The 24,568-nt window shown below is 64.8% G+C and carries 22 protein-coding genes; 12 read left to right on the forward strand and 10 right to left on the reverse strand.

Going from position 1 to position 24,568, the window contains the following annotated elements; genetic code table 11:
- Positions 1-149: 149 nt before the first annotated feature.
- Positions 150-1,514, forward strand: a complete 1,365-nt coding sequence (locus FHS94_RS05340) for a hypothetical protein (RefSeq protein ID WP_184055456.1) — start codon at positions 150-152, stop codon at positions 1,512-1,514.
- Between the two features lie 228 nt (positions 1,515-1,742).
- Here FHS94_RS05340 and FHS94_RS05345 read toward each other — a convergent pair whose 3' ends face one another.
- Together FHS94_RS05345 and FHS94_RS05350 are read right to left on the reverse strand one after the other, a co-directional pair.
- On the reverse strand, positions 1,743-2,003 hold the full coding sequence (locus FHS94_RS05345) for a DksA/TraR family C4-type zinc finger protein (protein ID WP_184055458.1): 261 nt from the start codon (positions 2,001-2,003) through the stop codon (positions 1,743-1,745).
- 233 nt (positions 2,004-2,236) lie between these two features.
- A complete protein-coding gene (locus FHS94_RS05350; protein ID WP_184055460.1) occupies positions 2,237-2,752 on the reverse strand; it encodes a GNAT family N-acetyltransferase in 516 nt (171 codons plus the stop codon).
- Between the two features lie 306 nt (positions 2,753-3,058).
- Here FHS94_RS05350 and FHS94_RS05355 point away from each other — a divergent pair, with 306 nt between their 5' ends.
- The 4 genes from FHS94_RS05355 (at position 3,059) to FHS94_RS05370 (ending at position 7,374) form a co-directional block, all read left to right on the forward strand.
- Positions 3,059-4,321, forward strand: a complete 1,263-nt coding sequence (locus FHS94_RS05355) for a GGDEF domain-containing protein (RefSeq protein WP_184055462.1) — start codon at positions 3,059-3,061, stop codon at positions 4,319-4,321.
- A gap of 365 nt (positions 4,322-4,686) precedes the next feature.
- Positions 4,687-5,247: a TadE/TadG family type IV pilus assembly protein gene (locus tag FHS94_RS05360; RefSeq protein WP_184055464.1), complete on the forward strand. Its 561-nt coding sequence runs from the start codon at positions 4,687-4,689 to the stop codon at positions 5,245-5,247.
- On the forward strand, positions 5,244-5,828 hold the full coding sequence (locus FHS94_RS05365; RefSeq protein WP_184055466.1) for a TadE/TadG family type IV pilus assembly protein: 585 nt from the start codon (positions 5,244-5,246) through the stop codon (positions 5,826-5,828). The genes FHS94_RS05360 and FHS94_RS05365 overlap by 4 nt, the downstream gene beginning before the upstream one ends.
- A gap of 76 nt (positions 5,829-5,904) precedes the next feature.
- Positions 5,905-7,374: a pilus assembly protein TadG-related protein gene (locus tag FHS94_RS05370; protein ID WP_184055468.1), complete on the forward strand. Its 1,470-nt coding sequence runs from the start codon at positions 5,905-5,907 to the stop codon at positions 7,372-7,374.
- A gap of 159 nt (positions 7,375-7,533) precedes the next feature.
- Here FHS94_RS05370 and FHS94_RS05375 read toward each other — a convergent pair whose 3' ends face one another.
- The 3 genes from FHS94_RS05375 to cysD are packed head-to-tail and all read right to left on the reverse strand — an operon-like array spanning position 7,534 to position 11,484.
- The gene (locus FHS94_RS05375) at positions 7,534-8,604 is read right to left on the reverse strand and encodes a GDP-mannose 4,6-dehydratase (RefSeq protein WP_184055470.1); all 1,071 of its coding nucleotides are present in this window, start codon (positions 8,602-8,604) and stop codon (positions 7,534-7,536) included.
- A 55-nt stretch (positions 8,605-8,659) separates the two neighbouring features.
- Positions 8,660-10,582: a sulfate adenylyltransferase subunit CysN gene (gene cysN, locus FHS94_RS05380; protein ID WP_184055472.1), complete on the reverse strand. Its 1,923-nt coding sequence runs from the start codon at positions 10,580-10,582 to the stop codon at positions 8,660-8,662.
- The gene (gene cysD / locus FHS94_RS05385) at positions 10,582-11,484 is read right to left on the reverse strand and encodes a sulfate adenylyltransferase subunit CysD (protein ID WP_343055196.1); all 903 of its coding nucleotides are present in this window, start codon (positions 11,482-11,484) and stop codon (positions 10,582-10,584) included. The genes cysN and cysD overlap by 1 nt, the downstream gene beginning before the upstream one ends.
- A gap of 110 nt (positions 11,485-11,594) precedes the next feature.
- Between cysD and cysQ the strand changes: the two genes are divergently transcribed.
- Positions 11,595-12,452, forward strand: a complete 858-nt coding sequence (gene cysQ, locus FHS94_RS05390; protein ID WP_343055177.1) for a 3'(2'),5'-bisphosphate nucleotidase CysQ — start codon at positions 11,595-11,597, stop codon at positions 12,450-12,452.
- 84 nt (positions 12,453-12,536) lie between these two features.
- Entirely contained in the window at positions 12,537-13,706 is a 1,170-nt protein-coding gene (locus FHS94_RS05395; RefSeq protein WP_184055476.1) for a glycosyltransferase family 4 protein, read from the forward strand.
- On the opposite strand, the gene FHS94_RS05400 is transcribed toward FHS94_RS05395, so the two are convergent.
- From FHS94_RS05400 to FHS94_RS05420, 5 genes are read right to left on the reverse strand one after another with little or no spacing between them, the layout of a single operon-like run.
- Positions 13,663-14,910, reverse strand: a complete 1,248-nt coding sequence (locus tag FHS94_RS05400) for an outer membrane beta-barrel protein (protein WP_184055478.1) — start codon at positions 14,908-14,910, stop codon at positions 13,663-13,665. The two genes, FHS94_RS05395 and FHS94_RS05400, sit on opposite strands and share 44 nt — an antisense overlap.
- A 15-nt stretch (positions 14,911-14,925) precedes the next feature.
- A complete protein-coding gene (locus tag FHS94_RS05405) occupies positions 14,926-15,480 on the reverse strand; it encodes a polysaccharide biosynthesis/export family protein (RefSeq protein ID WP_184055480.1) in 555 nt (184 codons plus the stop codon).
- A 32-nt stretch (positions 15,481-15,512) separates the two neighbouring features.
- Positions 15,513-16,370: a sulfotransferase gene (locus tag FHS94_RS05410; RefSeq protein WP_184055482.1), complete on the reverse strand. Its 858-nt coding sequence runs from the start codon at positions 16,368-16,370 to the stop codon at positions 15,513-15,515.
- Between the two features lies 1 nt (position 16,371).
- Entirely contained in the window at positions 16,372-17,625 is a 1,254-nt protein-coding gene (locus FHS94_RS05415; protein WP_221234579.1) for a DegT/DnrJ/EryC1/StrS family aminotransferase, read from the reverse strand.
- Positions 17,622-19,667, reverse strand: coding sequence for a polysaccharide biosynthesis protein (locus FHS94_RS05420; protein ID WP_184055933.1), 2,046 nt, complete (start codon positions 19,665-19,667; stop codon positions 17,622-17,624). The genes FHS94_RS05415 and FHS94_RS05420 overlap by 4 nt, the downstream gene beginning before the upstream one ends.
- 367 nt (positions 19,668-20,034) lie before the next feature.
- On the opposite strand from FHS94_RS05420, the gene FHS94_RS05425 reads away from it, so the two are divergent.
- The 5 genes from FHS94_RS05425 to FHS94_RS05445 are packed head-to-tail and all read left to right on the forward strand — an operon-like array spanning position 20,035 to position 24,568.
- Complete coding sequence (locus FHS94_RS05425; protein ID WP_184055484.1) at positions 20,035-21,219, forward strand: glycosyltransferase; 1,185 nt, start codon at positions 20,035-20,037, stop codon at positions 21,217-21,219.
- Positions 21,216-22,397 carry a glycosyltransferase gene (locus FHS94_RS05430; protein ID WP_184055486.1) on the forward strand — a complete coding sequence of 394 codons (1,182 nt, stop codon included), beginning with the start codon at positions 21,216-21,218 and terminating at the stop codon, positions 22,395-22,397. Before FHS94_RS05425 ends, FHS94_RS05430 begins: the two co-directional genes overlap by 4 nt.
- Positions 22,394-22,996, forward strand: a complete 603-nt coding sequence (locus tag FHS94_RS05435) for a sugar transferase (protein ID WP_184055488.1) — start codon at positions 22,394-22,396, stop codon at positions 22,994-22,996. The genes FHS94_RS05430 and FHS94_RS05435 overlap by 4 nt, the downstream gene beginning before the upstream one ends.
- A complete protein-coding gene (locus FHS94_RS05440) occupies positions 22,968-23,891 on the forward strand; it encodes a methionyl-tRNA formyltransferase (RefSeq protein ID WP_184055490.1) in 924 nt (307 codons plus the stop codon). The genes FHS94_RS05435 and FHS94_RS05440 overlap by 29 nt, the downstream gene beginning before the upstream one ends.
- Complete coding sequence (locus FHS94_RS05445; protein WP_184055492.1) at positions 23,888-24,568, forward strand: PIG-L deacetylase family protein; 681 nt, start codon at positions 23,888-23,890, stop codon at positions 24,566-24,568. Before FHS94_RS05440 ends, FHS94_RS05445 begins: the two co-directional genes overlap by 4 nt.

Raw genomic sequence — 24,568 nt, forward strand, 5'->3', positions numbered from 1 at the left:
AAAAGTTGGGCACGGTTTCGTTCAGAACCTCCTGCTCACAGCCGGTGGCAGTGCAGTTCAACACCGCTGTAGCGCTCATGCACTCGTTCCAGTTTGGGCGGGCGATTGAGACGTTTAGAGCCGTTCTCAAGCAGGATCCGCAATGCGCGATGGCTTATTGGGGCATCGCGCTCAGCAGTTGGGGCAATCCGTTCGCCGGGTTCAAGTCACCGGCGCAACTCGCGAGTGGATCAGAGGCCGTGCGGCGGGCGCGTGCAGTGGGTGCTCGAACCGCACGGGAACGGACCTATATCGATGCGGTCGGGCAGCTTTACGTCGAGGACACCCGCGTACTTCAGCCCGCCCGCATGCAGGCGTATGAGGCCGCGATGGGGTCGGTAGCTGCGGCGAACCCGACTGATACGGAAGCCACCATCTTCTACGCGCTGGCACTTGCGGCCGCTGCTGATCCTGGTGACAAGTCCTACGCGAGGCAGATCAAGGCGGGGGCGCTGCTGGAGCGGTTGTTCGTCCGCTTCCCTGATCATCCAGGCTTGGCCCACTACATCATTCACGCCTATGACGAGCCGGCGCTGGCCGCGCACGCAGCCGAGGCGGCGCGACGCTACGCGGCAATCGCGCCCTCGACGCCGCACGCCCTGCACATGCCCTCCCATACCTTCACCCGTGTCGGCGACTGGGAAGCTTCCATAAAGGCCAATTTGAGCTCCGCTTCGGCGGCGCAGGCCGCCGGTCAGCCTGCCGATGTGCTGCACGCGAACGACTATCTGGTCTATGCCTATCTCCAGACCGGGCAGGATCGCCTGGCCGAGGATCTGGTCAGAAGTTCCGCCGAAATCTTTCAAGCGTTTGATCCGGCGCACGCTACAGGTGCGGCTCCGCCTTCCGCCGCCTTCTACGCGCATGCGGCCATACCGGCGCGCTACACCCTTGAACGGCATGCCTGGGCCGAGGCGGCGCACGTCGCCAGTGTGTCGAGCCCATTCGGTAACGCGAACGCCATCTCCTACTTCGCCCGCGGCATGGGTGCGGCGCAACTTCGAGATGACGTTGCCGCAACCGAGGCCGTGGTTGCGCTGGGTCAGATCCGGGACACCCTGGCCCGCTCTCACGACGACTACTGGGCAGGCCAGGTCGAGATCCAGCGCCAAAAGGTCGCTGCGATGCAAGCTCGCGCCCGAGGCGAGGTTGCCGGCGCAATCGCAGGACTGCGGGCGGCGGCTACACTGGAGGACCGCACAGAACTCGCGTCCGTCACGCCTGGGCCGTTTCTGCCCGCGAGGGAGATGCTCGGCGAGTTGCTGCTCGAACATGACAAGCCCGGCGAGGCGCTGACCGAATTTCGCGCTAGCCTGGTCAGAGAGCCGAACCGGTTCTGGTCGCTGTACGGGGCGGCCAAGGCGGCGAAGCTGGCAGGGCAACCGGGCGTGGCTCGGTCCTATGCTGAGCAGTTGCTCCGGATCACGGCGGGATCAACCCGTCCCGAACTTGGTGAACTGCGCTATAGAAAGTAACCGCGCCCTACCTCCGTCAGGGCGCTGGCACCCTTGCACGCTTGGGCGAGGCTATCCCGCCGGCTGCAGGCGGGCAGAACAGCGAGCCTCGCCTTTTGTTTTTGGGCGAATAAGCAGCGCGCGATCGGTCTGGCTCAACGCGCATCCGCTTTTGGCAATCCGCCAAGTGCCATGAAAGGTCCGCTTGGGGATCTGGTCAGGCGCCGGGGCGGGGTCGAGCGGAGATGATCACCGAAGCTGACTGTCCTTGCTGCCCCGCCGATTGAACGCTGCCGCTAAAGGCCGGTCGCGGCCGCTCTGGCACGACACGCAGGTGCGCACCCCGGGCATCGCGCGTCGGCGACCTTCAGGAATATCGTCGCCGCAAACTGCACAATATGGCTCGCTCGCCCCGGTAGGCATGCTTGCCCGGGCGGCTAGCACCGCGTCCGCCACTGTATCGTCGATCTGATCCTGAACCGCGCCATCGCGCGTCCAACCGCCGGCCATCTGCCTCTCCTTGCCTGAAGCATATGGGTGACGTCGCGCACCGGTGCCACCGGGATCGCGTCGATGCATGTCCATCTGCGAGTCCAGGCCATGTTCGTGCAGCATTCGATCGGACGAACGCGGTAGGCTGAAGGCTGACCCTCGATCGGACCGAGCGGCGACCGGGACCGGCTAAGCCGTTCCGCAATCTGGTGGTTCGGGCCCTGCCAGCCTTTATGGGAGACGATGTCGTCTCAGCCAGCTCGCCACTCCTCGGCGAGGAGGCCGTAGATCAGCGAATCGCGCACACCGATATGGGTCTGCCACTCGGCGCGAAGTCGGCCCTCAAGCGAAAAGCCGAGAGCCTTCAGCAGCGCGATCGACGCACTGTTGTCTGGATCGGTATCGGCAAAGATCCGACGATCTCCTTCCGCGAAGAGGTTGTCGATCAACAGCGCGACGGCTTCGCGGGCATAGCCCTGTCCGTGTGCGTCCTGGGCGAGGAGGTAGCCAATCTCCGAGACACCGTCCCGCTTTCGCCCCGCTGACACGAAGCCGATTGCCTGCTCCTCACCGCTTCGGACAATGGCCCAGGACCGCCAGCCTGATCCATCTGCAGGTGCAAAGTAGCCGCGTAGTTCCTCGACGCTGCCGAATGGAGCGCGTGACCACCACCGCATCGCCTGCGTATCAGCCATGGTCGAAAAAAGCGCTTCAGCGTCAGCTTCCCGGCGCGATCGCAGCCTTAGGCGGCTTGGAGCGCTGCTCATACCGCTGCGACCAGCCTGCGTATAGGCACCGCTTTCATCGCCGGCTCCCGTGTTGTTGGGCGGACATCCTAGCGTACCGGCGCGCACCCACAATCCTGAGGCCGGCAAGAGCCCGAGAGCGTGGCCACGGCCTATCATCGATGTGCCCTGAACCCAGGTGTTAACGTCACCTTAGCTGGTTCGTGAGATGTACCTCCGCTAGAGGTGGAGTGATAGGATGCCGTTCATAAGCCGGACGCCGGTCGAGGCGAAATGTTTCGCGTAATATCTCGCGCGAAGGCTGTGCCGTCATCGCTCAGGCCCGAAATGGCATTTCTGGCGCTTCTCATCCTCACGTTACTGGCGATCGTGTGTAGGGATCCCCTTTTGAGCCGATCTCTCGTCTTTGATGCGCAGAGCGGCAACTTCACGACCCTTTTGTACGGCGATTCCAACATGGGCGGTCGTTCCACCGCTTGGAAAGAGAAGTCGAAGCCGCTTTCCTGGTCGTGCGATTTACACGCGGAGTATGAATACCCCTATTGCGGGTTCGAGCTCTTGCTGGACGGCAGCCGACGGCAGAACGGAATCGATTTACGCAAGTATAGTGAGGTTAAGCTCGACCTCTCATACGACGGGCCTTCTGGAACGCTGCGTCTGCACTTCAAGAACCACGATGCTCGCTACAGTCACCCCAGCATCGGCGACGGCGACAAGTTCAACAGGTTCGAGTTTGTGCCCAAGGGCCATAATGGCGTAATCACCCTTGCCTTGAGCGAAGCTACCGTGCCCGAATGGTGGCTCGTTCGGAATCATGTACCGCCTGAACTTGCCCAGCCCGATCTGAACAACGTGGTCGCGCTTGATATTCAGACAGGGGGCGGGCGGCCATTGGGGCTGCATCGCTTTCAGCTACATTCCATCCGCCTCGAAGGCGTGCTGCTGAGCACCGAACAATTCTATCTCTCAATTCTCGGAATTTGGGTTACGGCCATCGGCCTGTTCTTTATTCACCGCATTTCCAACCTGAAGAAAGACGTCGAGGCTCGTCGCCGGCTCCATGCCGCGGTCCAGCGTCAAGCCGAGGAGGCGGAGCGTGCGGCGAAGATCGATCCGCTCACGCGCCTGCTAAACCGCGCAGGCATTGCGGAAAAGCACGCGGAACTGGCTGAAAAGGAGATGGGTCCGCTCACAGCAATGTTGATCGACATCGACCATTTCAAATCGGTCAACGATACGCTGGGCCACAGTTACGGTGATGAGGTGCTCGCGTCCTTCGCGGGAATCCTGAAGCGCAACGCCCGGGATTGCGACGTGGTCGGTCGCTGGGGCGGTGAAGAGTTCCTGGTCCTCTGTGCAGGGCTGGATGAACAACAGGCCCTCTGCCTCGCAAATGGCTTGCGCAACCGCATCACCCATTTCCACTTCGGAGAGCGGGAGACGTTGACCGCCAGCTTTGGCCTGCGCATCCGCCACGACGGAACGCTGGCCGATCTCGTCACTGATGCAGACATCGCCCTTTACGCAGCCAAGGCGCGAGGCCGTAATCGGGTGGAAATGTTCGGCAGCGGGCTGCGCGAAGCCGCCTAGGTCGAAGCCGCCTAGGTCGAAGCCGCCTAGGTCGAAGCCGGTTGAGCGCAGCCAGGACGAGTGCGGCGTGCAAAATCGGGTCGAAGAGCATCGGCGGCTGGCAAGCAGGTGACGCGCCCAACCACCGGCATTTGGGCAAAACGCAGCGCCGTACGGCAGATGATCGCGCACAAGACGGCGATCGCGGATGCGCGGTAGCGAGGGCACAGCGGACAACTCATCCGTCATGGTGCGCCGAGGCCACGCAAATGCGCCCCGTCCCAAGGTCAGCGCTGCTGCAAGATCCGCTTCATATCAGTCACGGCCTGCTTACCGTATCTTAAGCAGACCGAAGTATCGTCCTCCGAAGTGGAGCGCGACAGCCAATGGACTTGCAGAGTGTAAATCCGCGCAATCGGGGCGCCAGAGCGCTTGGGAGCCAGCTCTCCTCTGATACGCGCGGCGCCACCATCATTGAGTTCGCCATCGTCGCCGCGCCGCTGATCGCGCTCATCATCGCTATTCTTCAGACCAGCATTGTCTTCTTTTCGCAGCAGACGCTGGAGAGCGCGGCTGAACAGGCTTCAAGGCTCATCCTGACCAATCAGGCCCAGAAAGCGGCCATGTCGCAATCGGCATTCAAGCAGCAGGCCTGCAAGGCTCTTCCGCCATATATGAAGTGCGCCAACCTCATTGTTGACGTCAGAACAGCTGCTTCCTTTGCAGCTGCAGATACTTCCATGCCTACTCTGCATTACGACGCTTCCGGCAACGTCGACAACAGCTGGAGCTACCAATTGGCTGGCTCAGAAAAGATCACAACCATGCGCCTGATGTATCCGTTACCCGTCGTATCGGCGCCGCTTGGGTTCAAGCTTTCCAACATTGGTGGCGGCAAGCGACTGCTTATCGCAACAGCCGTTTTCCAGCCGGAGCCGCTGTCGTGATGAAGCTGTTGCGTCATCTTCGAAAGCTGCGCGCCGATACCCGGGGCGTCGGAGCGATCGAATTCGCTGCGGCCGCGCCAGTGCTGATCCTGCTTTACTGTGGCGGGTACCAATTGATGGACGCGATCTCTGCCTATCGCAAGGTGACCGTTACCGCCCGCTCACTGAGCGACCTGACCACCCGCCAGGAAGAGATAACGGACGACAAAGCTCAGGAGTTCATGAACGCAGCGCAGCAGGTGATGTCACCCTATTCGGCCAGCAACATCGACATGCGCATTACGCAGATCTTCATCAACGGCGGTGGTGTTCCGAAACTCAGTTGGACCCGCACAACTGACAGCATCAGTCTGAAAAGCAAGAACCTTACGGTCCCGCCGTCCATGAGAGTGCCGAACACGTACTTGATACAAAGCACAGTGACGTACCACTACGACCCAGTGGTGGCACCATCGCTGATTGGACCGCTAACCTTCACTGACAGCATTTTCATGAGTCCGCGCCGATCAACATCGATCCCGATGTCTGGGAGCTGCAGTTCTCTCCGCTGCCAGATCGTAGACCTACTGACCGACAGCTGAGGCAAGTTCCGCCATGGTAATTACGCTTCCTAGCCTGCTTTCCCGGCTCCGCGCGGACCGCCGTGGGAACGTTTCTATGATAGTGGGCTTTGCGATCCTGCCGATGGTCTTCGCGACCGGCATGGGAATAGACTATTCCCGGGCCGCGCGGCTGCGCACAAAGCTCAACTCTCTGGCAGATGCGGCAGCGCTTGCGGCGGTTACCAAGCCGATGATGAACAAGACAGCGACCGAAGCTCGCGATCTTGCAGCAACGACCTTCACAGCCCAGGTCGCGTTGCTGTCCGATCTTGCAGGCGCGCCACAGCTGCAGGTGGACATGCATGGTGCGACCGACGCCTCGGCAGAGCGCACGGTCACCGTGAGTTACACGGCGGAGTCCGTGAACATCTTTGCCGGCATCCTGGGCCTGCGAACGCTGAGCATCGGGGGGTCTTCGACCGCGAACGCGATGAAGGCGCCCAACATGGATTTTTACATCACCCTCGATACGTCGCCCTCGATGGCCCTGCCGACAACCAGCGCCGGCATCGCCACCATGGATACCAAGCTAAAGTGCTCCTTTGCCTGCCACACCAACAGGATCGAGGGACACACCCCAGGAGAGCTGCCCAGTCTGATCCTGGACGACGCGAAGTTCGCGATCGTCAAAGGCACGTCATACGGAACCAGCGGCTTCGGATCCGACCAGAAGACGATCATCGATGCCAACGGCAGCTACATCTATGCCAACCGCACCGCGACGGATTCCAAGTGCCGCGTCAGCGCATCCCAAAACAATGACATCTGCGTCTACAACGCTGATGGCACCTTTGTGGACAGCTATTGGTACACCAACAACCAGGGGATCCGGACCCGCATCACCGACGAGAGGGGCGCAATCGTCGACCTGATGGCGCTGGCTCAGACCTATGCCACCAAGAACAATCGCAAGTACCGGGCTGGTCTGTGGACCTTTGACCACAGCACCAACCTTCAGGAGATCGCGACCTTCCCCAGTCCTTTGACGAGTGTGAGCGCCCTGGCCGGGAAGGTCGACGCCGTTCTCGTAAACGACAAGGCGGGTGGAGGTCGTCCGCCCAACGGAACGGGTGGAAGCGAGTATCTATTCACCAGCTACAAGAGCATCCTGGACAGGATGGCGGCCAATGTCCTGCCAACAAAGTCAGGCCAGGGAACTGACGCGCCAGGCGATACTCCACAGGCGTTCCTGTTCATGGTTACGGACGGGATGAGCGACGAGAACATCGGCGCTGGTCGCACCCGAAATGCGATGCAGCAGGCGCAGATCGACACGTGTACGGCGATCAAGGCGCGCGGCATCAAGATCGCGATCTTGTACACCGAGTATACGGTTGAATCGATCAAGGATGATGAGCCAGGTCAGCGTGCCATCGCCACCGCAGCCATCCCTAAGATCGCACCTGCACTGACGAAATGCGCGTCGCCGGGGCTGATGTACACTGTGTCCACCGACGAGAGCATTTCGGCCAAGCTGCAGGAACTGTTCACCAACGCAATCGCCAGCGCACACCTGACACAATAAGCCCGCCAGTCGGTTCTCCTCTTATGCTTGCCTGCGGACGATCGGTGGCCCCGACCGCACGGCCCGGAAGTGTCGCTCACATAGCCCACCCAGGCGGTTAGCGGAGTGCCGACGCTGGAACGAAAGTCAGCTGCGCCTCGCCGCTAGGTGGGTACCCGGTCAAAGGCTTGCGGTGGCCGAGGCGCCCGTTGTTGCCCGTGGGCGCCGCGGCGGCACGTGGCTTCGAGAAATAGCCAGCCCGTGGTACTCGCGGTACCATTGAACGAAGCGGGGAACACCGATCTCGATAGAGACGCTGGGCTCGAAGCCCAGATCGCGGCGGATCGCGTCGATGTCGGCGTAGGTGGCGGGCACGTCTCCGGGCTGCATCGGCTGCAGATCTCGTATCGCCTTGCGACCGCAGGCTTGCTCAACAACGTCGATCAGGTGCCCCAGCTGCTCGCAGCGGTGGTTGCCGATGTTGTAGATCGCATGCGGGGCGATGCTGCCGCCTGCATGAGGCACTCCCGTGTCAGCGGGAGGATGGTCGAGGCAGGCGACCACGCCTGACACGATATCATCGACATAGGTGAAGTCACGACGCATCTCGCCATGGTTGAACACCGCAATGGGCCGGCCCTCCAGGATTGCTTTGGTGAACAGCCAGACGGCCATGTCCGGGCGCCCCCATGGGCCATAGACGGTGAAAAACCGCAGGCCGGTCAGCGGCAGCCGATAGAGATGGGCGTATGTCTCGCTCATGAGTTCGTCCGCCTTCTTGGTGGCGGCGTAGAGCGACAAGGGGTGGTCCACGCGATCGTCGACGCTGAAAGGGGTCTTGGCGTTGGCGCCATAGACCGATGAGGACGAGGCATAGACCATGTGCTCGACGCCTCGATCGCGGGCGAGCTCCAGCATGTTCGCATGGCCAACAAGGTTCGACTGGATATAGGCCCGCGGGTTCTCGATCGAGTAGCGCACGCCCGGTTGCGCGCCCAGATGCGCGATCCGGTCAAAGGTCGCGCCGTGAAGGACGCTGTCGAGCCGTTTGTGATCGGCAAAGTCGACCTGATGAAACCGGAACCGGTCGCCACCCTCGTCCATCAAAACCGCCAGCCGGTCATGCTTCAGCTGGGGTGAGTAGTAATCGTTGATGTTGTCGATGCCGATCACGGTATCGCCGCGGGCAAGCAGGCGGCGGGCCAGGCTCATGCCGATGAAGCCGGCTACTCCAGTGACTAGGATGCGCATGGATTGCTCCGCTGTAAGGTAGCACGCAGGGGTGGAGATGTCGTGGCCGCGGTGGTCACCTTGGGTCTCCCACCAGGTAGCTGACGATGAGGTTTGCGGCCTCGGCAGGTGTGACGGCCGCGGTGTCGATCCGGAGTTCCGGATCGTCGGGCGGCTCATAAGGGCTGTCGATGCCGGTAAAGTTCTTCAGTTCGCCCGCCCGCGCCCTGGCATACAGACCCTTGGGATCGCGCGCTTCGGCAAGGGCGAGCGGCGTATCGATGTGCACTTCCACGAACTCGCCCGGCGCCGTCATGCTGCGCACCAGGTCACGATCGGCGCGGAACGGACTGATGAAGGCCGCGATCACGATCAGGCCGGCGTCGGTCATCAGCTTCGCGACCTCACCGACGCGGCGGATGTTCTCGATCCGGTCGACCTCGGTAAAGCCAAGGTCGCGGTTGAGGCCGTGGCGGATGTTGTCGCCATCGAGCAGGAAGGTGTGCCGGTTCATCCATGCCAGCCGCTTTTCGACCAGGTTGGCGATCGTCGACTTCCCCGCCCCGGACAGGCCCGTCAGCCAAAGAACCGCCGGCTTCTGATTCTTGATCCGGGCATGATGCTCGCGCGATATGTCGAGCGGTTGCCATTGGACGTTCTGTGCGCGGTTGAGGGCGAAATGGAGGGTGCCGGCCGCGACGGTGGCGTTTGTCAGCCGGTCGATGAGGATGAAGCCGCCCATGGTCCGGTTGTCGGCATAAGGCTCGAACACGAGCGGCCGGTCCGTTGCCAGGTTCACGACGCCGATCGCGTTCAACTCTAGCTTCTTCGCGGCCAGCCGCTCGCCCGTGACGACATTCACCTCATATTTCGTGGTCTGAATGGTGGCAGCGACCTGTTGCGCGCCGAGCTTCAGCCAATAAGCGCGGCCGGGAAGCATCGGTTCGTCGGCCATCCAGACGAGTGTCGCCTCGAACTGGTCAGCCGCCTGCGGCGGATCGCCGGCACTGGCGATGACGTCACCGCGCGAGCAATCGACCTCGTCCGACAGGGTCAGCGTGACGGACTGGCCGGCAACGGCCACGGGCAGGTCGCCGCCCTCCGTCACGATGCGGGAAATGGTCGATCGCCTGGCCGAAGGGAGCACGGAAACCTGGTCGCCGGGCCGGACGGTGCCGCTTGCGATCAGGCCCGAAAAGCCGCGAAAGTCATGGTGCGGCCGGTTGACCCATTGGACGGGCATACGGAACGGCCGCGTCCGGGAGGAGAACTGGTCCAGCTCCACCGCTTCCAGGTGTTCGATCAGCGCGGGCCCGGTGTACCAGGGCGTGTTCACGCTTGCTGTGGTGATGTTGTCGCCCTTGAACCCCGATACCGGGACGGCGATTACCCCTGTGATGCCGATGCCCCCGGCAAAGTCGACATAATCCGCGACGATCCGGTCAAAAGTCGCCTGGTCATAATCGACCAGGTCCATCTTGTTCACGGCGAGGACGAGGTGCCGAACCCCGATGAGATGGACGAGATGGCTGTGGCGTCGGGTCTGGGGCAGCACGCCCTTGCGCGCATCCACCAGGATTACGGCCAGGTCGGCGGTGGACGCACCAGTGACCATGTTGCGCGTATATTGTTCGTGTCCCGGGCAATCCGCGACGATGAACTTGCGGGCCGGGGTCGAGAAGAAGCGGTAGGCGACGTCGATCGTGATGCCCTGCTCGCGCTCCGCGGCGAGGCCATCGACCAGCAGGGCGAAGTCGATTGCGTCCCCCTGCGTACCAAGGCGCGCGGACTCCGCGGTTAGCGTGTCGAGTTGGTCTTCGAAGATGGTGTGCGATTCGTACAGGAGCCGGCCGATCAGCGTCGACTTTCCGTCATCGACCGAACCGCACGTGATGAGGCGAAGCAGCGTCTTGCGCTCATGCCGGGCGAGATAGGCGTCGATGTCCTCCGCGATCAGCGCTTCGGGACGGTAAGCGTCGGAACGGGCATGGGGCGGCATCAGAAATAGCCCTCCTGCTTCTTGCGTTCCATGCTGGCGCCACCCGTTTCCGTGTCGATCGCGCGGCCCTGACGCTCCGAGCTGGTGGTGAGCAGCGTTTCCTGGATCACCTCCGCGACGGTCCGCGCGGTGCTTTCGACCGCGCCGGTCAGGGGATAGCAGCCGAGCGTCCGAAAGCGGACGGAGCGCTCCACCGGCCGCTCGCCTGGCCGGAGCGGGAAGCGATCATCGTCCACCATCAGGATCAGACCGTCGCGTTCCACCGTGGGGCGGGGTGCGGCGAAGTAGAGGGGGACCACGGGAATGTCCTCGCGCCGGATATACTGCCAGACGTCTAGTTCGGTCCAGTTGGAAAGCGGAAAAACGCGGATCGTCTCGCCCTTGTTCTTGCGGGCGTTGTAGAGGTTCCAGACCTCCGGCCGCTGGTTCTTCGGGTCCCAGCGATGGTGGGCCGAGCGGAAGGAGAAGATGCGCTCCTTTGCCCGGCTCTTCTCCTCATCGCGCCGCGCGCCGCCGAATGCAGCGTCGAAGCGGTGCTGGTCGAGCGCTTGCTTCAAACCTTCGGTCTTCCACATGTCGGTGTGTAGCGCGCCATGGTCGAACGGGTTGATGCCGCGCGCGAGAGCCTCTGGATTGCGATGGACGATCAGGTTCATCCGGCTTTCGGCCGCCATGCGGTCGCGCATCTCGTACATGGCACGGAACTTCCACGTCGTGTCCACGTGCAGCAGCGGGAAGGGCGGTGCGCTCGGGTAAAATGCCTTGCGCGCCAGGTGCAGCATCACGGCAGAGTCTTTGCCGACGGAGTAGAGCATCACCGGTTGCTCCGCTTCGGCAGCAACCTCTCGCATGATATGGATGCTTTCCGCTTCGAGAGCCTCTAAATGCGTGAGAGGCTCTATCGCCGCGACACTCTCATCGACATGAGGAAAGTCTCTACGTATTGTTGACAGTGCTGGTGCCGACATCTGTGTCATCGTACCATATCCTCTCGCAAGGGGGAGGTGACCGGGTGAATACTGGAACGAGTCAGGATGCGGCGCGGTGCGAGCTCATCGGGCATCTTGCCAAAACCGCTGTGAGCGCCGGCCTGACGATCATGCGGCATTACGAGGCGGGTTGCGCAGTGAAGACCAAGCCCGATCAGTCGCCGGTCACCGCCGCCGACGCCGATGCCGAGGCGATCATCCTGCGGGACCTGGCTGAACTCGCGCCCGATGTGCCGGTAATCGCTGAGGAGGCGATGGCGGCGGGAGACGTTCCCGACACAGCCGGCCGTTTTTTCCTGGTCGACCCGCTCGACGGCACCAAGGAGTTTGTTGAGCGGCGCGACGACTTCACCGTCAACATCGCCCTTGTCGAGCACCATTCGCCAAGCCTGGGCGTGGTCTATGCGCCGGCCCACCGCCAATTGTACGTCGGCGATGTCATGGCGGGCGTGGCCTGGACCGCAACGGTCGATGCGGATGGGACGATCGGCAAACCGGCGCCGTTGCGCATCCGCGCCTGTCCGACGGGTGACCTGTCCGTGGTGGCATCCAAGTCGCACAACACGCCGGAGACGGACGCTTATCTCGCCCAGTTCCAGGTCGGGGAGCGGGTGTCCTGTGGCTCCTCGCTGAAGATCTGCCGCATCGCGGAAGGGCGTGCAGACCTTTACCCGCGGCTTGGCCCCACCTGTGAGTGGGACATCGGCGCAGGCGATGCAGTGCTGCGCGCCGCTGGCGGCCGGCTGCTTGCGCCGGACGGGGAATTGATGCGCTATGGCAAGCCGGACTTCTTCAACCCCGGGTTCGTGGCAGCGGGTGACCTTGCCCCCACGCCGATCGAGCCTTTCATGCGTGTTCAGGCGCGGGCGCCCTATCCCTAGGGGGTAGGCTTGAAGCCCGCTCACGGGGCGGGCGTGCGAGCGGCTACGCTCCCCTTCATACAATGGCGGAGAAAAGGGGCGCGTATGGCGGCGGTTCAGGCTGTGGGAGGCGAAAAGGCGGACGGCGACGAACCCCGGCATATCGCTTTCGTGATCGCCGGCCTGAGCGCGGGCGGGGCGGAGCGGGTGATCAGCATCATTGCCGGCCATTGGGTCGCGCAGGGCCGCCGTGTCACGGTGGTCACCTTTGACCGGGATGGCGACCCGATCTTCCACCCGCTCGATCCGCGAGTGCGGCTTGTTCGACTCGGCCTGCCGCCCGAAGCCGGCCGTCCGTGGCGCGTCGTCGCGAGGGTCGCGGCCTTGCGTCGCGCGCTCGCGTCGGTGCGGCCGGACGTCACCATATCCTTCCTGACCAAGATCAACGTCCTGACACTCCTCGCCAGCATCGGCACCGGACGGCGCGTGATCGTGTCGGAGCGCAACAACCCGCGCGCCCAGAACGCCGCCCCAGTCTGGAACCGCCTGCTCGCCGGCCTGCACTGGCGCGCGGAGACAATCGTGATGCAGACCGAAGCGAGTCTCGCTTGCCTCGCTCCGCGGGCTCGCAAACGCGCCCGCGTGATCGCAAACCCGATCGCGGTGCCGGCCAACGGCGACCGGCAGACCGACAGCCATGTCCTGACCGCCGTAGGGCGGCTTACCCATCAGAAGGGCTTTGACCTGCTGATCAGGGCATTCGGAGCAGTGGCCGACAAACACCCGGACTGGCGTCTGCGTATCTGGGGTGAGGGGGAGATGCGCCCGCTTCTTGAGGCGGAGGTGGCCGAGGGGCGGCTTGGCGAACGCGTCGACCTGCCCGGGAACAGCAACGGTCCCGCCGAATGGATCGGTGACGCCGGCGCCTTTGTGCTCAGTTCCCGATACGAAGGTTTCACCAACGTGCTGGGCGAGGCAATGGCGGCCGGCCTTCCCGCTGTATCGTTCGACTGCGATTATGGCCCCGCCGTGCTGATCCGGGATGAAGTCGATGGCCTGCTGGTTGAGCCGGGCGACGTTGCCGCCCTGGGGCGCGCGCTGGATCGGCTGATGGGGGACGCTGCACTCAGGGCGCGGCTCGGCCAGGCCGCACGGACCAGCGCGCAGCGATTCGCCCCGGCTCGGATCACTGCCGAATGGGACAAGCTGCTGCCGCGGCGCCAGGGCAGGCTCAATAAGCAAGGGTCACCCCCAGCGTCAGTTGCCAGCGCTTGAAACGGTTGTCCGCAAGGTCCGCGCGCCGTCGCGTGTAGTCGGCGGCCGCGACAAGCGTCACCAGCCGGTTCACGAGGTAGCGTGTCTCCAGTTCCCCACGCAGGAAACGCTGGTCCTGCGTCGGAGCGCCCCGATAACTGACATTCCGCAGGCCGGCCCCGGCATGGAACAGCAGATTATGGTAGACCTCCTGATCGACGCTTAACGAATAGCGCGAGTCGACCCTCCCGATCGCGCCGATGCGGATCGTTGCGACGTCGCCTCGAGAAGCGTCCAGGATCACCGCGGTCCGTACGCGAGGGCGCCAGAGCATGCGGCCGCTCACCGCCAAGCCGGAGAAGCTTTCGAGGCCGGGAGCGTCGGGGTTGGCCCGAAAGATGCCGCCGCCCAGTTCCCCCTGCAAGCGGTCGGTCAGGTCGAAGGAAACGCCTGCCAGGCCGCTGATGGTGCTGACGTCGCGGTCGATTCCACTGCGATCCACGGCCAGGCGCGCGTCGCGGCGCGTGAACGCTCCTTGCACAAAGGTGCCGATCCGGTTGCCGATAGGAAGGGTAGCACGCAGCGAGCCCCGGTAGGATGAGACGTCACGGTCCGCATCCTCCCGCGTCAGGTAATTGACGTTCAGCACGCCGGCACTCGCCACCAGCCCGAACTTGGGTCCGTCGTAGCGGTAATCGAATGAGCCATCGGCGACGTTGATCTTGACGGGCCGAAGGGCGCGGTCGACGTCTGCCTCCGGATCGCTGCGGCGTTGAAAGGTGCGATCCACGCTGACGCGAGCGCTGACGCCCTGGCGTGAGCCGATCGACCGGCGCCCGTCGGCCGAAATCCCGAACTCGTTGGCATTCTCCCGGCTGTTGTCCGCGTAACGGTACAGCCGTGCATAGCCGCGTGCGCGCGTACTGAATTTCGGGCTGTCTCGGCGCGCTTCCACGGACGGCTGCACCGCGAAGATCACGTCGCCGACGCGCCGCCTGTCGGTTGCGAAAATGTTGCTGTTGTAGGTGGCCGTCGTCTCCAGCGCCGGCACGATGACGATATTGCCCATGCGCAGGTTGCGAGGTTCATAGCCGGGCCTCGGCAGGTTCGCGATCGACGGATCGCGGCGAACCTCCTGGGGCAGGGCGGCCGTGGCCGTCAGCGCGGTGCACGCAATCCCCAGGCGGGCAATGCGGCGCGAATAGCGGGCGATGCGGGGCGTCATCGGTGCGAGCTGTGCTCAGAACAATGTCTCGCGGATCTGGACGATGTCCCCCGGCAGGACCGGCGTGTCGCTGGTCGCGCGTCCTTCCGTGGAAGCGCGCTTGATGATCGCGGTCTTGGTGTTGGCCCGGAAGGTGTAGCCGCCCGCCAGCGACGCCGCGGTCATGACCGACATGCCCGGAACATAGGGATACGCCCCTGGACGCTGCACTTCGCCCAGAACGAAAAACGGGCGATAGGTCTGGATCTGCGCGGTGACCTTCGGCTCCAGCACGATCTTGCGCTCGAGCAGGCGCGACGCGATCGCCACCTCCAGCTCGCGTATCGTCTTGCCCTCGGCCGGAACCACATCGACCAGCGGCATCGCGATCGCGCCGGTGTCACCGATAGTGTAGGTGTTGTTCATCGCGTCCAGGCCCTGAACGCTGATGCGCAACTGGTCGCCCGGCCCAAGGCGGTAGGCTGCTGGCGCGGCCGCGGAAAGCTGCGGCAGGTTTCCAGCGCCGCCTGCACATCCGCTCGCCGCGATGCAGATCAGCATCGCGATCGTGCCGCCACCAACCCTGTTCATATCCCTTCCCCCTCCAAAGCCACGCATTGCCATCAGGCCGCAGCCGCTTCTGGCACTCCGTCGTCGTCGTCCAGCCACCGATCCAGATTGCGCCCCAGCAGGTCGGCGGTGCGGCCAATGTCGTCCCGGTAGTAGCTGCGCAGCCGCGCGCGCAGGTCCGGGGTGAGCGGCGGGTAGTGTACGGGCGCCACCATCGAGCGACGCAGCCGGGCAAGCACGGGGTTGGTCCGCAGCGGGTCAAGCAATGGCCGGAAGGGCCGCAACGCGCGTCGCATGGTCAGCGGCAGCATCGGCGCGGTGCTGTCGTTCTTGCGCTCGGCCAGCGCACTTTGCTGGAAACGAGGTTCGACCCCGATATGCCGGCAGACCTGTCCGATTACGCCGGCCGGATCGGCCTCGATCTCTTCGACCAGGATGGCGAGGATGCGGGCGGCGGGAAAGTGATCGCGCCAGCGCCGGATATGCTCGGCATACAGGCCGCCTTCGAGGAAGCGTGTCTCGGCCGGGCCGGGCCGGGTCAGCGAGCGTTCGATATTGGCGCTTACCATGCCGCGCCGGAACAGCATGCAGTAATCGGAATAAGCGCGCTCGATCGGGTTGCGCAGCTGGGCAATCAGTGCCGCATGGGGAAGCATCCGTGCCAGCCGAACGGGCGCGTCCGGATGCGCCAGATAGTCGGCGGACTTCTCCCCCAGGATGCGTCCCACGGGCGCGTCCGAAAACAGGCCGCGATACCAGTCGGAGCCACGATCATATTCGCTGCTGAAATAATGCGGCTCCGCATCCGGCAGCCAGAGCTGGGGATGCTGGCGCAGTTGGTGCGCGGTCCAGGTGGTGGCCGCCTTGACGGCCCCGATCACCACGAAGCGCGGGAGAGTGGGATCGGACACCCTAATGGCTCGCTTTCAGGCAGGTGGCCGCCAGAACCTGTCCCATGTAGCGACATTCCTCTTCGGCCAGGGTCTGGTCGAGGGGCAGCATGATGCTCGTTTCGCCAAGAAGCCTCGCCACAGGGAGAGGGTGCTGCGGGCCGAGTCCAGCCTCGACGAAAGCGCGCTCGCGATAGATTTCGGGACAACTGCCGGTGTGGCAGGGCACCCCCTGTCGTTGCGCGGTCTCGACGATGCGTTCGCGGCTCCAGTCGGCGCGCAGCAGCATGGGGTCGATGAATGCGTAGAACTTGTACCAGGCGGGCACCGCGCCAGCGCGTAATCGCGGGAGGCGGAGCAGGGGCACGGCATGAAGCGCGTCGGACAGAACCGACGCGTTCCGGCGCCGCGCTGCGAGCCAGCGGGGCAGCTTGCGTAGTTGGGCAAGTCCGATCGCGGCCTGCATCTCGGTCAGGCGATAGTTGCTGCCGAATGAGTCGTGCAGCCAGCGGAAGGCGGCGCCCGGCGGCCCGCCACCTAGCGTCCGGCGATCCTTGCCATGATCCTTCAGCGACCAGGCGCGCAGATAGGTGGCCTCGTCGCGAAACAGGAGCATGCCCCCTTCACCGCCCGTCGACATGATCTTGTCCGTGCAGAATGAGAAGGCCGATGCGTCGCCGAAGCAACCCACCGGTCGTCCGTTCAGCGTGGCACCATGCGCCTGGGCGCAATCCTCGACCAAGGCGAGGCCGCGCCGGGCACACAGGGCTGCAAGTTCGTCCGCGTCGGCGGGGCAGCCGCCAAGATGGACCACGATCACGGCGCGGGTTAGGGGCGTGATGCAGGGCTCGATGGTAGCGGCACTCAGACCCTGGGTCTGCGCATCGACGTCGGCGAAGACAGGCCGGGCGCCGACCGCAACGACACAGCTTGCCGTGGCGACAAAGCTGCGCGCGGGCACGATGACCTCGTCCCCAACGCCAACGCCGAGCGCTCGCAGCGCAATCTCGAGGGCCACCGTCCCGTTGGCGACCGCCACACCATGAGGCATGCCGAACCTGTCGGCAAACGCGGTCTCGAAGGCGGCGGTTCGTTCGCCATGATGCAGCCCGTTGACGCGGCCGGAGCGGAGCACGTCCACAACCGCGGCAATCTCATCCTCGTCATGGCGCGGCCAGCGTGACGCTACCGAACGGATCGCGCGGGCCGGCGCCGGCCGGGGAATGGCCGCCGGCGCCGGTTCAAGTGACCCGAGTGAGGTGTTGAGCGGCGTCAACGGGTCGGCCCTCCCGCCATGGCCGCGGGTCGCGGGGTGATCGAGGGCGACGCATCATTCGCCGGGTTAGGCCCGTACGCGGCTTCCACGACGCGCGGGGTCGCCGTGATGGTATCGCGGGACGCGTCGACCATGTCGAACAGGAGTTCGCGCACGCGATCCTCGTCGTGCATCAGGATAGCCTGCTCCAGCCGCGCAAAGCTGCTCTTGAAGGTGTCGAGCGGCACGGGAAGCGGCTCTGCCTCGAATACGCCGTCAATGGCGGAGGGCAGCCGATGCTCGCCCTCGTCGAACAACTCCTCATACAATTTCTCGCCCGGACGAAGCCCGACGATTTCGATCGGCACGTCGCGGTCTGGCACCAGTCCGGCAAGGGTGATCATGCGCCGGGCGATGTCGATAATCTTCACCGGATCGCCCATGTCGAGCACCACGATGCGCCCACGCTTGAGGTCGCCTTCCATGGCCCGCGCCATGCTGTGAAGCACCAGCTGGACCGCTTCGTGCACCGTCATGAAGTAACGGGTTATCTCCGGGTGCGTGACCGTCAGCGGCGCGCGGCGGGCCAACTGGCGCTCGAACAGCGGGATCAGCGACCCACTCGATCCGAGCACGTTGCCAAATCGCACCGTCATGAATCGCGGCGCGTCGGGCAGGCCCGCCCCCTCCAGGTCGAGCGCCTGGGTATAGAGCTCGCCAAGCCGCTTGGTTGCGCCCATAGCACCGACCGGGTTCACGGCCTTGTCGGTCGATACCTGCACCATGGCAAGGACGCCGGCGGCCTTTGCCGCGTCCGCGACGTTGCGGGTGCCGATGACGTTGGTCTGGACGCCCGCACAGATGTTGAGCTCGACCAGCGGAACATGTTTCAGCGCAGCGGCGTGGAACACATATTCGGGACGGTGCTTCTGGAACACCGCCATGACGTGCTGGCGCTGACGGATCGAGCAAAGCAGCGCCTTGCAGGACACGTCCGGGTAGTTCTCCCGGATCTCCATATCGACCGAATAAAGGTTGAACTCGCCACAATCGAGCAGCACGAGCTCGGCCGGGCCCGCGGCCGCGATCTGGCGCGCCAGCTCGCGGCCAATCGTCCCGCCGGCGCCGGTCACCATCACCCGGCGGCCCTGGAGGGCCCGGATCACGACGCTTTCGTCCAGCCTTGCCTGGGGCCGGTCAAGCAGGTCGGCAAGGTTGATCGGCTCCAGCTCGAAGGGCTCATGGATCCGGGCGGGGGAGGGCGCGCGCATGACGGACAGGCCGAGCGCATGCGCCGCGGTGACGAGTTGCACCTTGGTGCGTCCGGGAAAGCCGTCGGGTCCCTCGGCCAGGATGATACAGGACGGCCGCTCGTTACGCGCGGTCAGCTTGTCGATGACGTGCTCGATCGCGTCGGCACCGCCCAGGATCGGCACCCGGCGCAACCGCGTGTCCAGATCACGGCTGTCGACATCGAGGATGCCGACCGGCCGATAGGCGGGGTCCGGCGAAACCTCGAAATGGCGCAGCACCAGGTCGACATGTTCGGGGCGGCCGACAACGAGCGCGCGTTGCTGGCTGACCACCCGGTCCTGACGATGGGTCGTGCGGCCGATCGGGCTCCAGCCGAGGGCCAGTTGCCGCCGGCTTTCCCGGACGATCCGCTGCCAACCACGCCCTGCGACCAACAGCGTCGTGAGCAGCAGGGTGTCGATCACCGGGACCGAGGCGGGGAGCCAGCGTGCGTCCGAGGTGATGACCAGCGCGAACACGCCGACCATCACGGATGCCATGGCGGCCTCCGCCACCCGCAGGACATCGCTGACGGAAGCGAGCCGCCAGATGCGGGAATACAGCCCCGTGAAGTGGAAAATGGTCAGGCCGCTGCAAAGAAAGATGGGAATGGCATGGCTTAGGCTGGCCATCATGCCCGACGGCACCTGCCCGTTCATCCGGAGCGCCACCGCACCCGTCAAAGCAACGGTGATCGCCGCCGCGTCATACGCCGTGTAGGCGATCCGCCGCCTGGAAAGACGACGAACTCGAAGCCAGTTTTCGTCCATGGCTGCCACGTGCCCCCATTCAGCCGAGGCGTCCCGACCTTGGTAGTTCGGGGCGTTGTCCATCGAGGCGGCGATTTCGCCCGATCTCCAACGGGATAATAGCGCTGCAGCGACAAGGTGGGGGCGGGCAAATGGAGCGAACCAAGGTGGGTAGAGCCGGCCGCCAGCGGTGGTCGGGCGCGACCAAAGGGGTAGTGGCTACCCCCGAAGTAGAGGCGAGAGTTACCCGCCCGCGCAAGGATTAGCTGGACGAGGCTGCGCAGAATTGCCGTCGCAGCCCCGAAGCACACGCGGCTACCCTCCGGGGCAGGGAACTGGGGGAATGCCCGTCACATCGGCGCGCGATCTCCGTCGCAGCGGGTCATTGATGCGGGTACTTCATGTAATTACCGGGCTAAACGTCGGCGGCGCGGAGACGATGCTCTCCCGCTTGCTAGAGCGGCAGGACGTGGCACCAGACCTGAGGCCACGCGTCGCAACGCTGATGCCTCCCGGGTTCATGGGCGGGCGGATCGCCGCGACGGGAACGCCGATTCACCAGCTCGGCATGAAAACCGCTGCGTCAGGGTTTCGGGCGGTGGGCCGACTGGCATCCCTGTTGCGGAAGGATCGGCCGGACCTGGTGATCGGCTGGATGCACCATGCCCAGCTTGCCGCCAGCATTGCCGTGCGCTTGTCCGGGACGGGCGTGCCGGTGATCTGGAACGTGCGCCATTCGCTTGGCGCGTACAGCAGCGAAAAGCCCGCCACCCGCGCTATCCTAACGGTTCAGGCGCGCCTGTCCAGCACGCCGGCCGCGTTGATCTTCAACGCGCACCAGGCGCGGCAGCAATATGAAGCGTTCGGGTTTCGCAACGCACGGGTGGAGGTGATCCCGAACGGCTTTGCACTAAGCCCACCGCCCGATCGGGCCGCGGCGAGGGCGCGATTGCAGGCGCTGTTCGGGATCCCGAGAACTCCTTTGCTGGTCGGCATGGTTGCCCGCGCACACCCGATGAAGGACGTGCCGAACCTGGTCACCGCCTTTGCGCGGATGCTGGACAGGGGAACGGACGTTCACCTGTTCCTGGCGGGCGATGGGATGGACCGGCCGACCAAGGCCGTCGCTGCGGCCCTGGCGGTACTGCCGCGCGACCGGTGGACGCTGACTGGCCAGCGCAGCGATGTTGGCGTGTGGCTTGGCGGGCTCGACATGCTGGCGCTGCCGTCCGCCTGGGGAGAAGGTTTTCCCAACATCGTAGGCGAAGCGATGCTCGCAGCCGTGCCTTGCGTCGCGACCGATGTGGGCGATACGCGGTGGATCATTGATGATGCCGGGCGCGTGGTGCCGCCGGGCGATCCGGAAGCGCTAGCCCGCGCGTTGCTCGATCTTGCTTCGCTCAGGGCCGCGGGGCGCGCTGCGTTGGGCAAGGCGGCGCGCCGACGGATCGAGACCGAATACGACCTCGACCGGATAGCCGGCCGCTATGCCGCGCTTTGCCGATCGATTGTGCGAAGCCCTCGACCGGCCATGGCTGCTGCAGCCATGCTTCGGGTGGAGGGATCGCGGTGAAGGTGGTGGTTGTCGCGAGCCTGGCGTTTTCGCTCACCAACTTCCGCGGACGCTTGCTTGGGGCAATGGTGGACGCGGGGCATCAGGTGATCGCTTGCGCACCGGACCGTGACCCGAAGGTGGAGGCTGCGCTCACCACGATGGGCGTCACCTTTCGTCACATGCCCATGAAGCGAACAGGGCTGAACCCGCTGGTCGACCTGCTGACGCTTGGCTGGCTGGTCCGGCTGTTCGCCGCCGAGCGACCGGGCATCGTTCTGGCCTACACCCAGAAACCCATCGTCTATTCCGGCATCGCGGCGCGGCTGGTGGGACGAGTGCGGTTCTTTCCCATGGTCACGGGCCTCGGCCATGCCTTTGCCGAGGGTGGATCGAGGGTCCTGCGCGTGATCGTGTCGGCGCTCTACCGACTGGCGCTGGCCCGTGCAGAGGCGGTGTTCGTCTATAACGAGGCAGACGCGGCCGACCTCGACCCACGTGGACGCAGGTCGCTGCCGCTGGTGATGGTGCCTGGGTCCGGCGTCGACCTGGCCCGGTTCACCCATGAGCCGGTGCCAATCGATCCGCCGACCTTCCTGATGATCGCCCGCCTGTTGCGAAGCAAAGGGTTGTTCGAGTTCGTCGAGGCGGCGCGCCTGGTCAGGCGAACGCGGCCGGACACCCGGTTCGAAATACTAGGACCGCTCGATCCCAATCCGGCAGGCATCGGGCCGGACGAGTTGGCGGCTTGGCAACGGGAGGGCGTGGTTTCCTATCTCGGTGAGACGCGGGACGTGCGTCCCTTTCTGGCCGGGGCAAGCGTTTTCGTGCTGCCGACCTGGTACCGCGAAGGGCTTCCCCGCACGATCCTGGAGGCGATGGCAACCGGCCGCGCCGTCATCACTACCGACATGCCGGGCTGTCGCGACGCCGTGACGCATTGTGTCACCGGCCTGTTGGTGCCGCCGCGCGACGCCGTCGCGCTGGCGGACGCGATGCTGGCCATGATCGAAGTACCGGAAACGGTCGTCCAGATGGGACACAATGCACGGCACGCTGCGGAGGAGCGGTTCACAGTTGAGCGTATCAACACGATCCTGCTTGGAACGATGGGGCTCGGACGAACCGCTCCCGCGAGTGGCCTTCCATCCGCCGAACCAGTGGGCAGCGTGCCCACCATTGTCGAGGGTATGGCGTGACGCTTCGCCGCGCGGTCGACATTGCAGTGGGGCTGGGTGGTCTCGTGTTGGCGCTGCCCGTGATGGCGGTCGTTGCCGCTTATCTGCGGGTCACGGCAGGAAGTCCCGTCCTGTTCGTTCAACGACGCGCTACCCTGCGCGGTCGTACGTTCCGGCTGCGGAAGTTCCGGACAATGAACACGCATCGCGAGGCCGATGGCCGGCTGCGCCCCGACGCGCAGCGCCTGGTAAGGGGTGGAAAGTTCCTGCGCGCGACGCGGCTGGATGAGTTACCGCAGTTGTGGCACGTGCTGGTCGGTGACATGAGCCTGATCGGGCCGCGGCCGCTGCTGCCCGAGACGATCGAGGAAGCGGGCTCGATCGGCGTTGCGCGCGGGCTGGTCCGTCCGGGACTGACCGGTTGGGCACAGGTGAATGGCAATACGCGACTGAGCGATTCCGAGAAGTTCGCGCTCGACCTTTGGTACGCGCGCAACCGTACCCTTCGGCTCGACCTCCGGATCCTGGTGCAGACGCTGCTCGTGGCTGTCAGGGGGGAGCGCCGCAACCCGGTCGCGATAAGGAGGGCGCATGCGGGCGATCATCGTCGGCGCGGTTGACAGCACGCGCGTCGCCATCCGATGCCTTGCAGCGTCGCCCCGATGGCAGCTTGCCGCTGTTGTAACCCTTCCGTCAGAGGCCGCTGGCCGGCATTCCGACTTTGTCGACCTCACCGAGGATGCGGCCACAGCGGGCGCAGAACTGGTCCACGCAAAGGACGTCAACGCGGACGAGGTGATCGAGCGCATCGCCGCGATCGCGCCCGACTATCTGTTCGTGATCGGATGGTCGCAGCTGTGTGGGGAGCGGTTCCTGCAATCGGCGCCGGGCGGAGCGATCGGCTACCACCCCGCTCCGCTGCCCAGGCTGCGCGGGCGAGGGGTGATCCCCTGGACCATCCTGCTGCAGGAGCCGATCTCGGCCGGCACCTTGTTCCTGATCGACGAGGGCACCGACAGCGGCGGCATCCTGGCCCAGCACTTCTTTCACGTGGCGGCCGACGAGACCGCCGCCGGCCTTTATGCGACGCACATGAGCGTGTTGGGCGAGATGCTGCCAGACCTGCTCGAGCGGCTCGCTTCGGGAACGGCGGTGCCGCGGGTGCAGGATGGGCGGTACGCCACCTGGGCCGCGCGGCGACGGCCCGACGATGCGGAAATCGACTGGTCTCGCCCGGCGGATGAGATCTGGCGCCTCGTGCGCGCCTGCGGTCATCCTTACCCGGGCGCGCGCACGACCTGCGGGGGCGAGATGCTGACAATCGACCAGGCGCAGCCGGTCCCGCTCGCGCACCACGATGCCTCGCTGGTCGGGCAGGTCGTGGCGCGCGACGCTGACGCTTTCACGGTACGGTGTGGGGACAGGGCGGGGCTGCGGGTCACTCGGTGGCGGCGGGAGCGGGACGGGCCACCCCCTATCCACGCACGGCTAGGGCGAAAGGGGGCGGGCGCTTGACGATCATCTCACGCATTCAGCGCGCGCTGGTTCTGGCGCCGCATCCGGACGACGAGGTGCTCGGGTGCGGCGGGACCATGGCGCGACTGGTCGAGGCGGGCGCGCATGTCGAGGTCGCGGTGGTGACGCGGGGGCGGCCGCCGATGTTCGACGCGCAGCAGGCCGAGCAGGTGCGGGCGGAGGCGGAGAGCGCGCACGCCCTGCTTGGCGTAGCGACGCGCTTCATGGACCTGCCCGCCGCTGCCCTGGACGGTGTCGCCCATGCCGAGTTGAACCGGGCTGTCGCTTCGGTGCTGGCGGAGGTTCGACCCGATACGCTGTTCGTGCCCTTTGCCGGCGACCTTCACCTTGACCACCAGCTGGTCTTCCAGTCGGCAATGGTCGCGGCGCGACCGCGCGGCACGGCCTATCCACGGCGTATCCTGGCCTATGAGACCGTGTCGGAAACCAATTGGTCGGCACCGCACATCGCGCCGAATTTCCAGCCCAACGTGTTCGTCGACATCGACGGATTTCTCGATCGCAAGCTGGAGGCGTTTGCGGCCTTCGCCTCTCAATGCCAGCCGTTTCCCGACGAGCGGTCGCTGGAAACATTGCGTGCACTCGCGCTGGTCAGGGGATCAACCGTGACGCGAGCCGCCGCGGAGGCGTTCATGCTGATTCGCGAGGTCGGGTGA

This window comes from Sphingomonas aerophila, from assembly GCF_014199305.1.
Classification (GTDB): domain Bacteria; phylum Pseudomonadota; class Alphaproteobacteria; order Sphingomonadales; family Sphingomonadaceae; genus Sphingomonas; species Sphingomonas aerophila.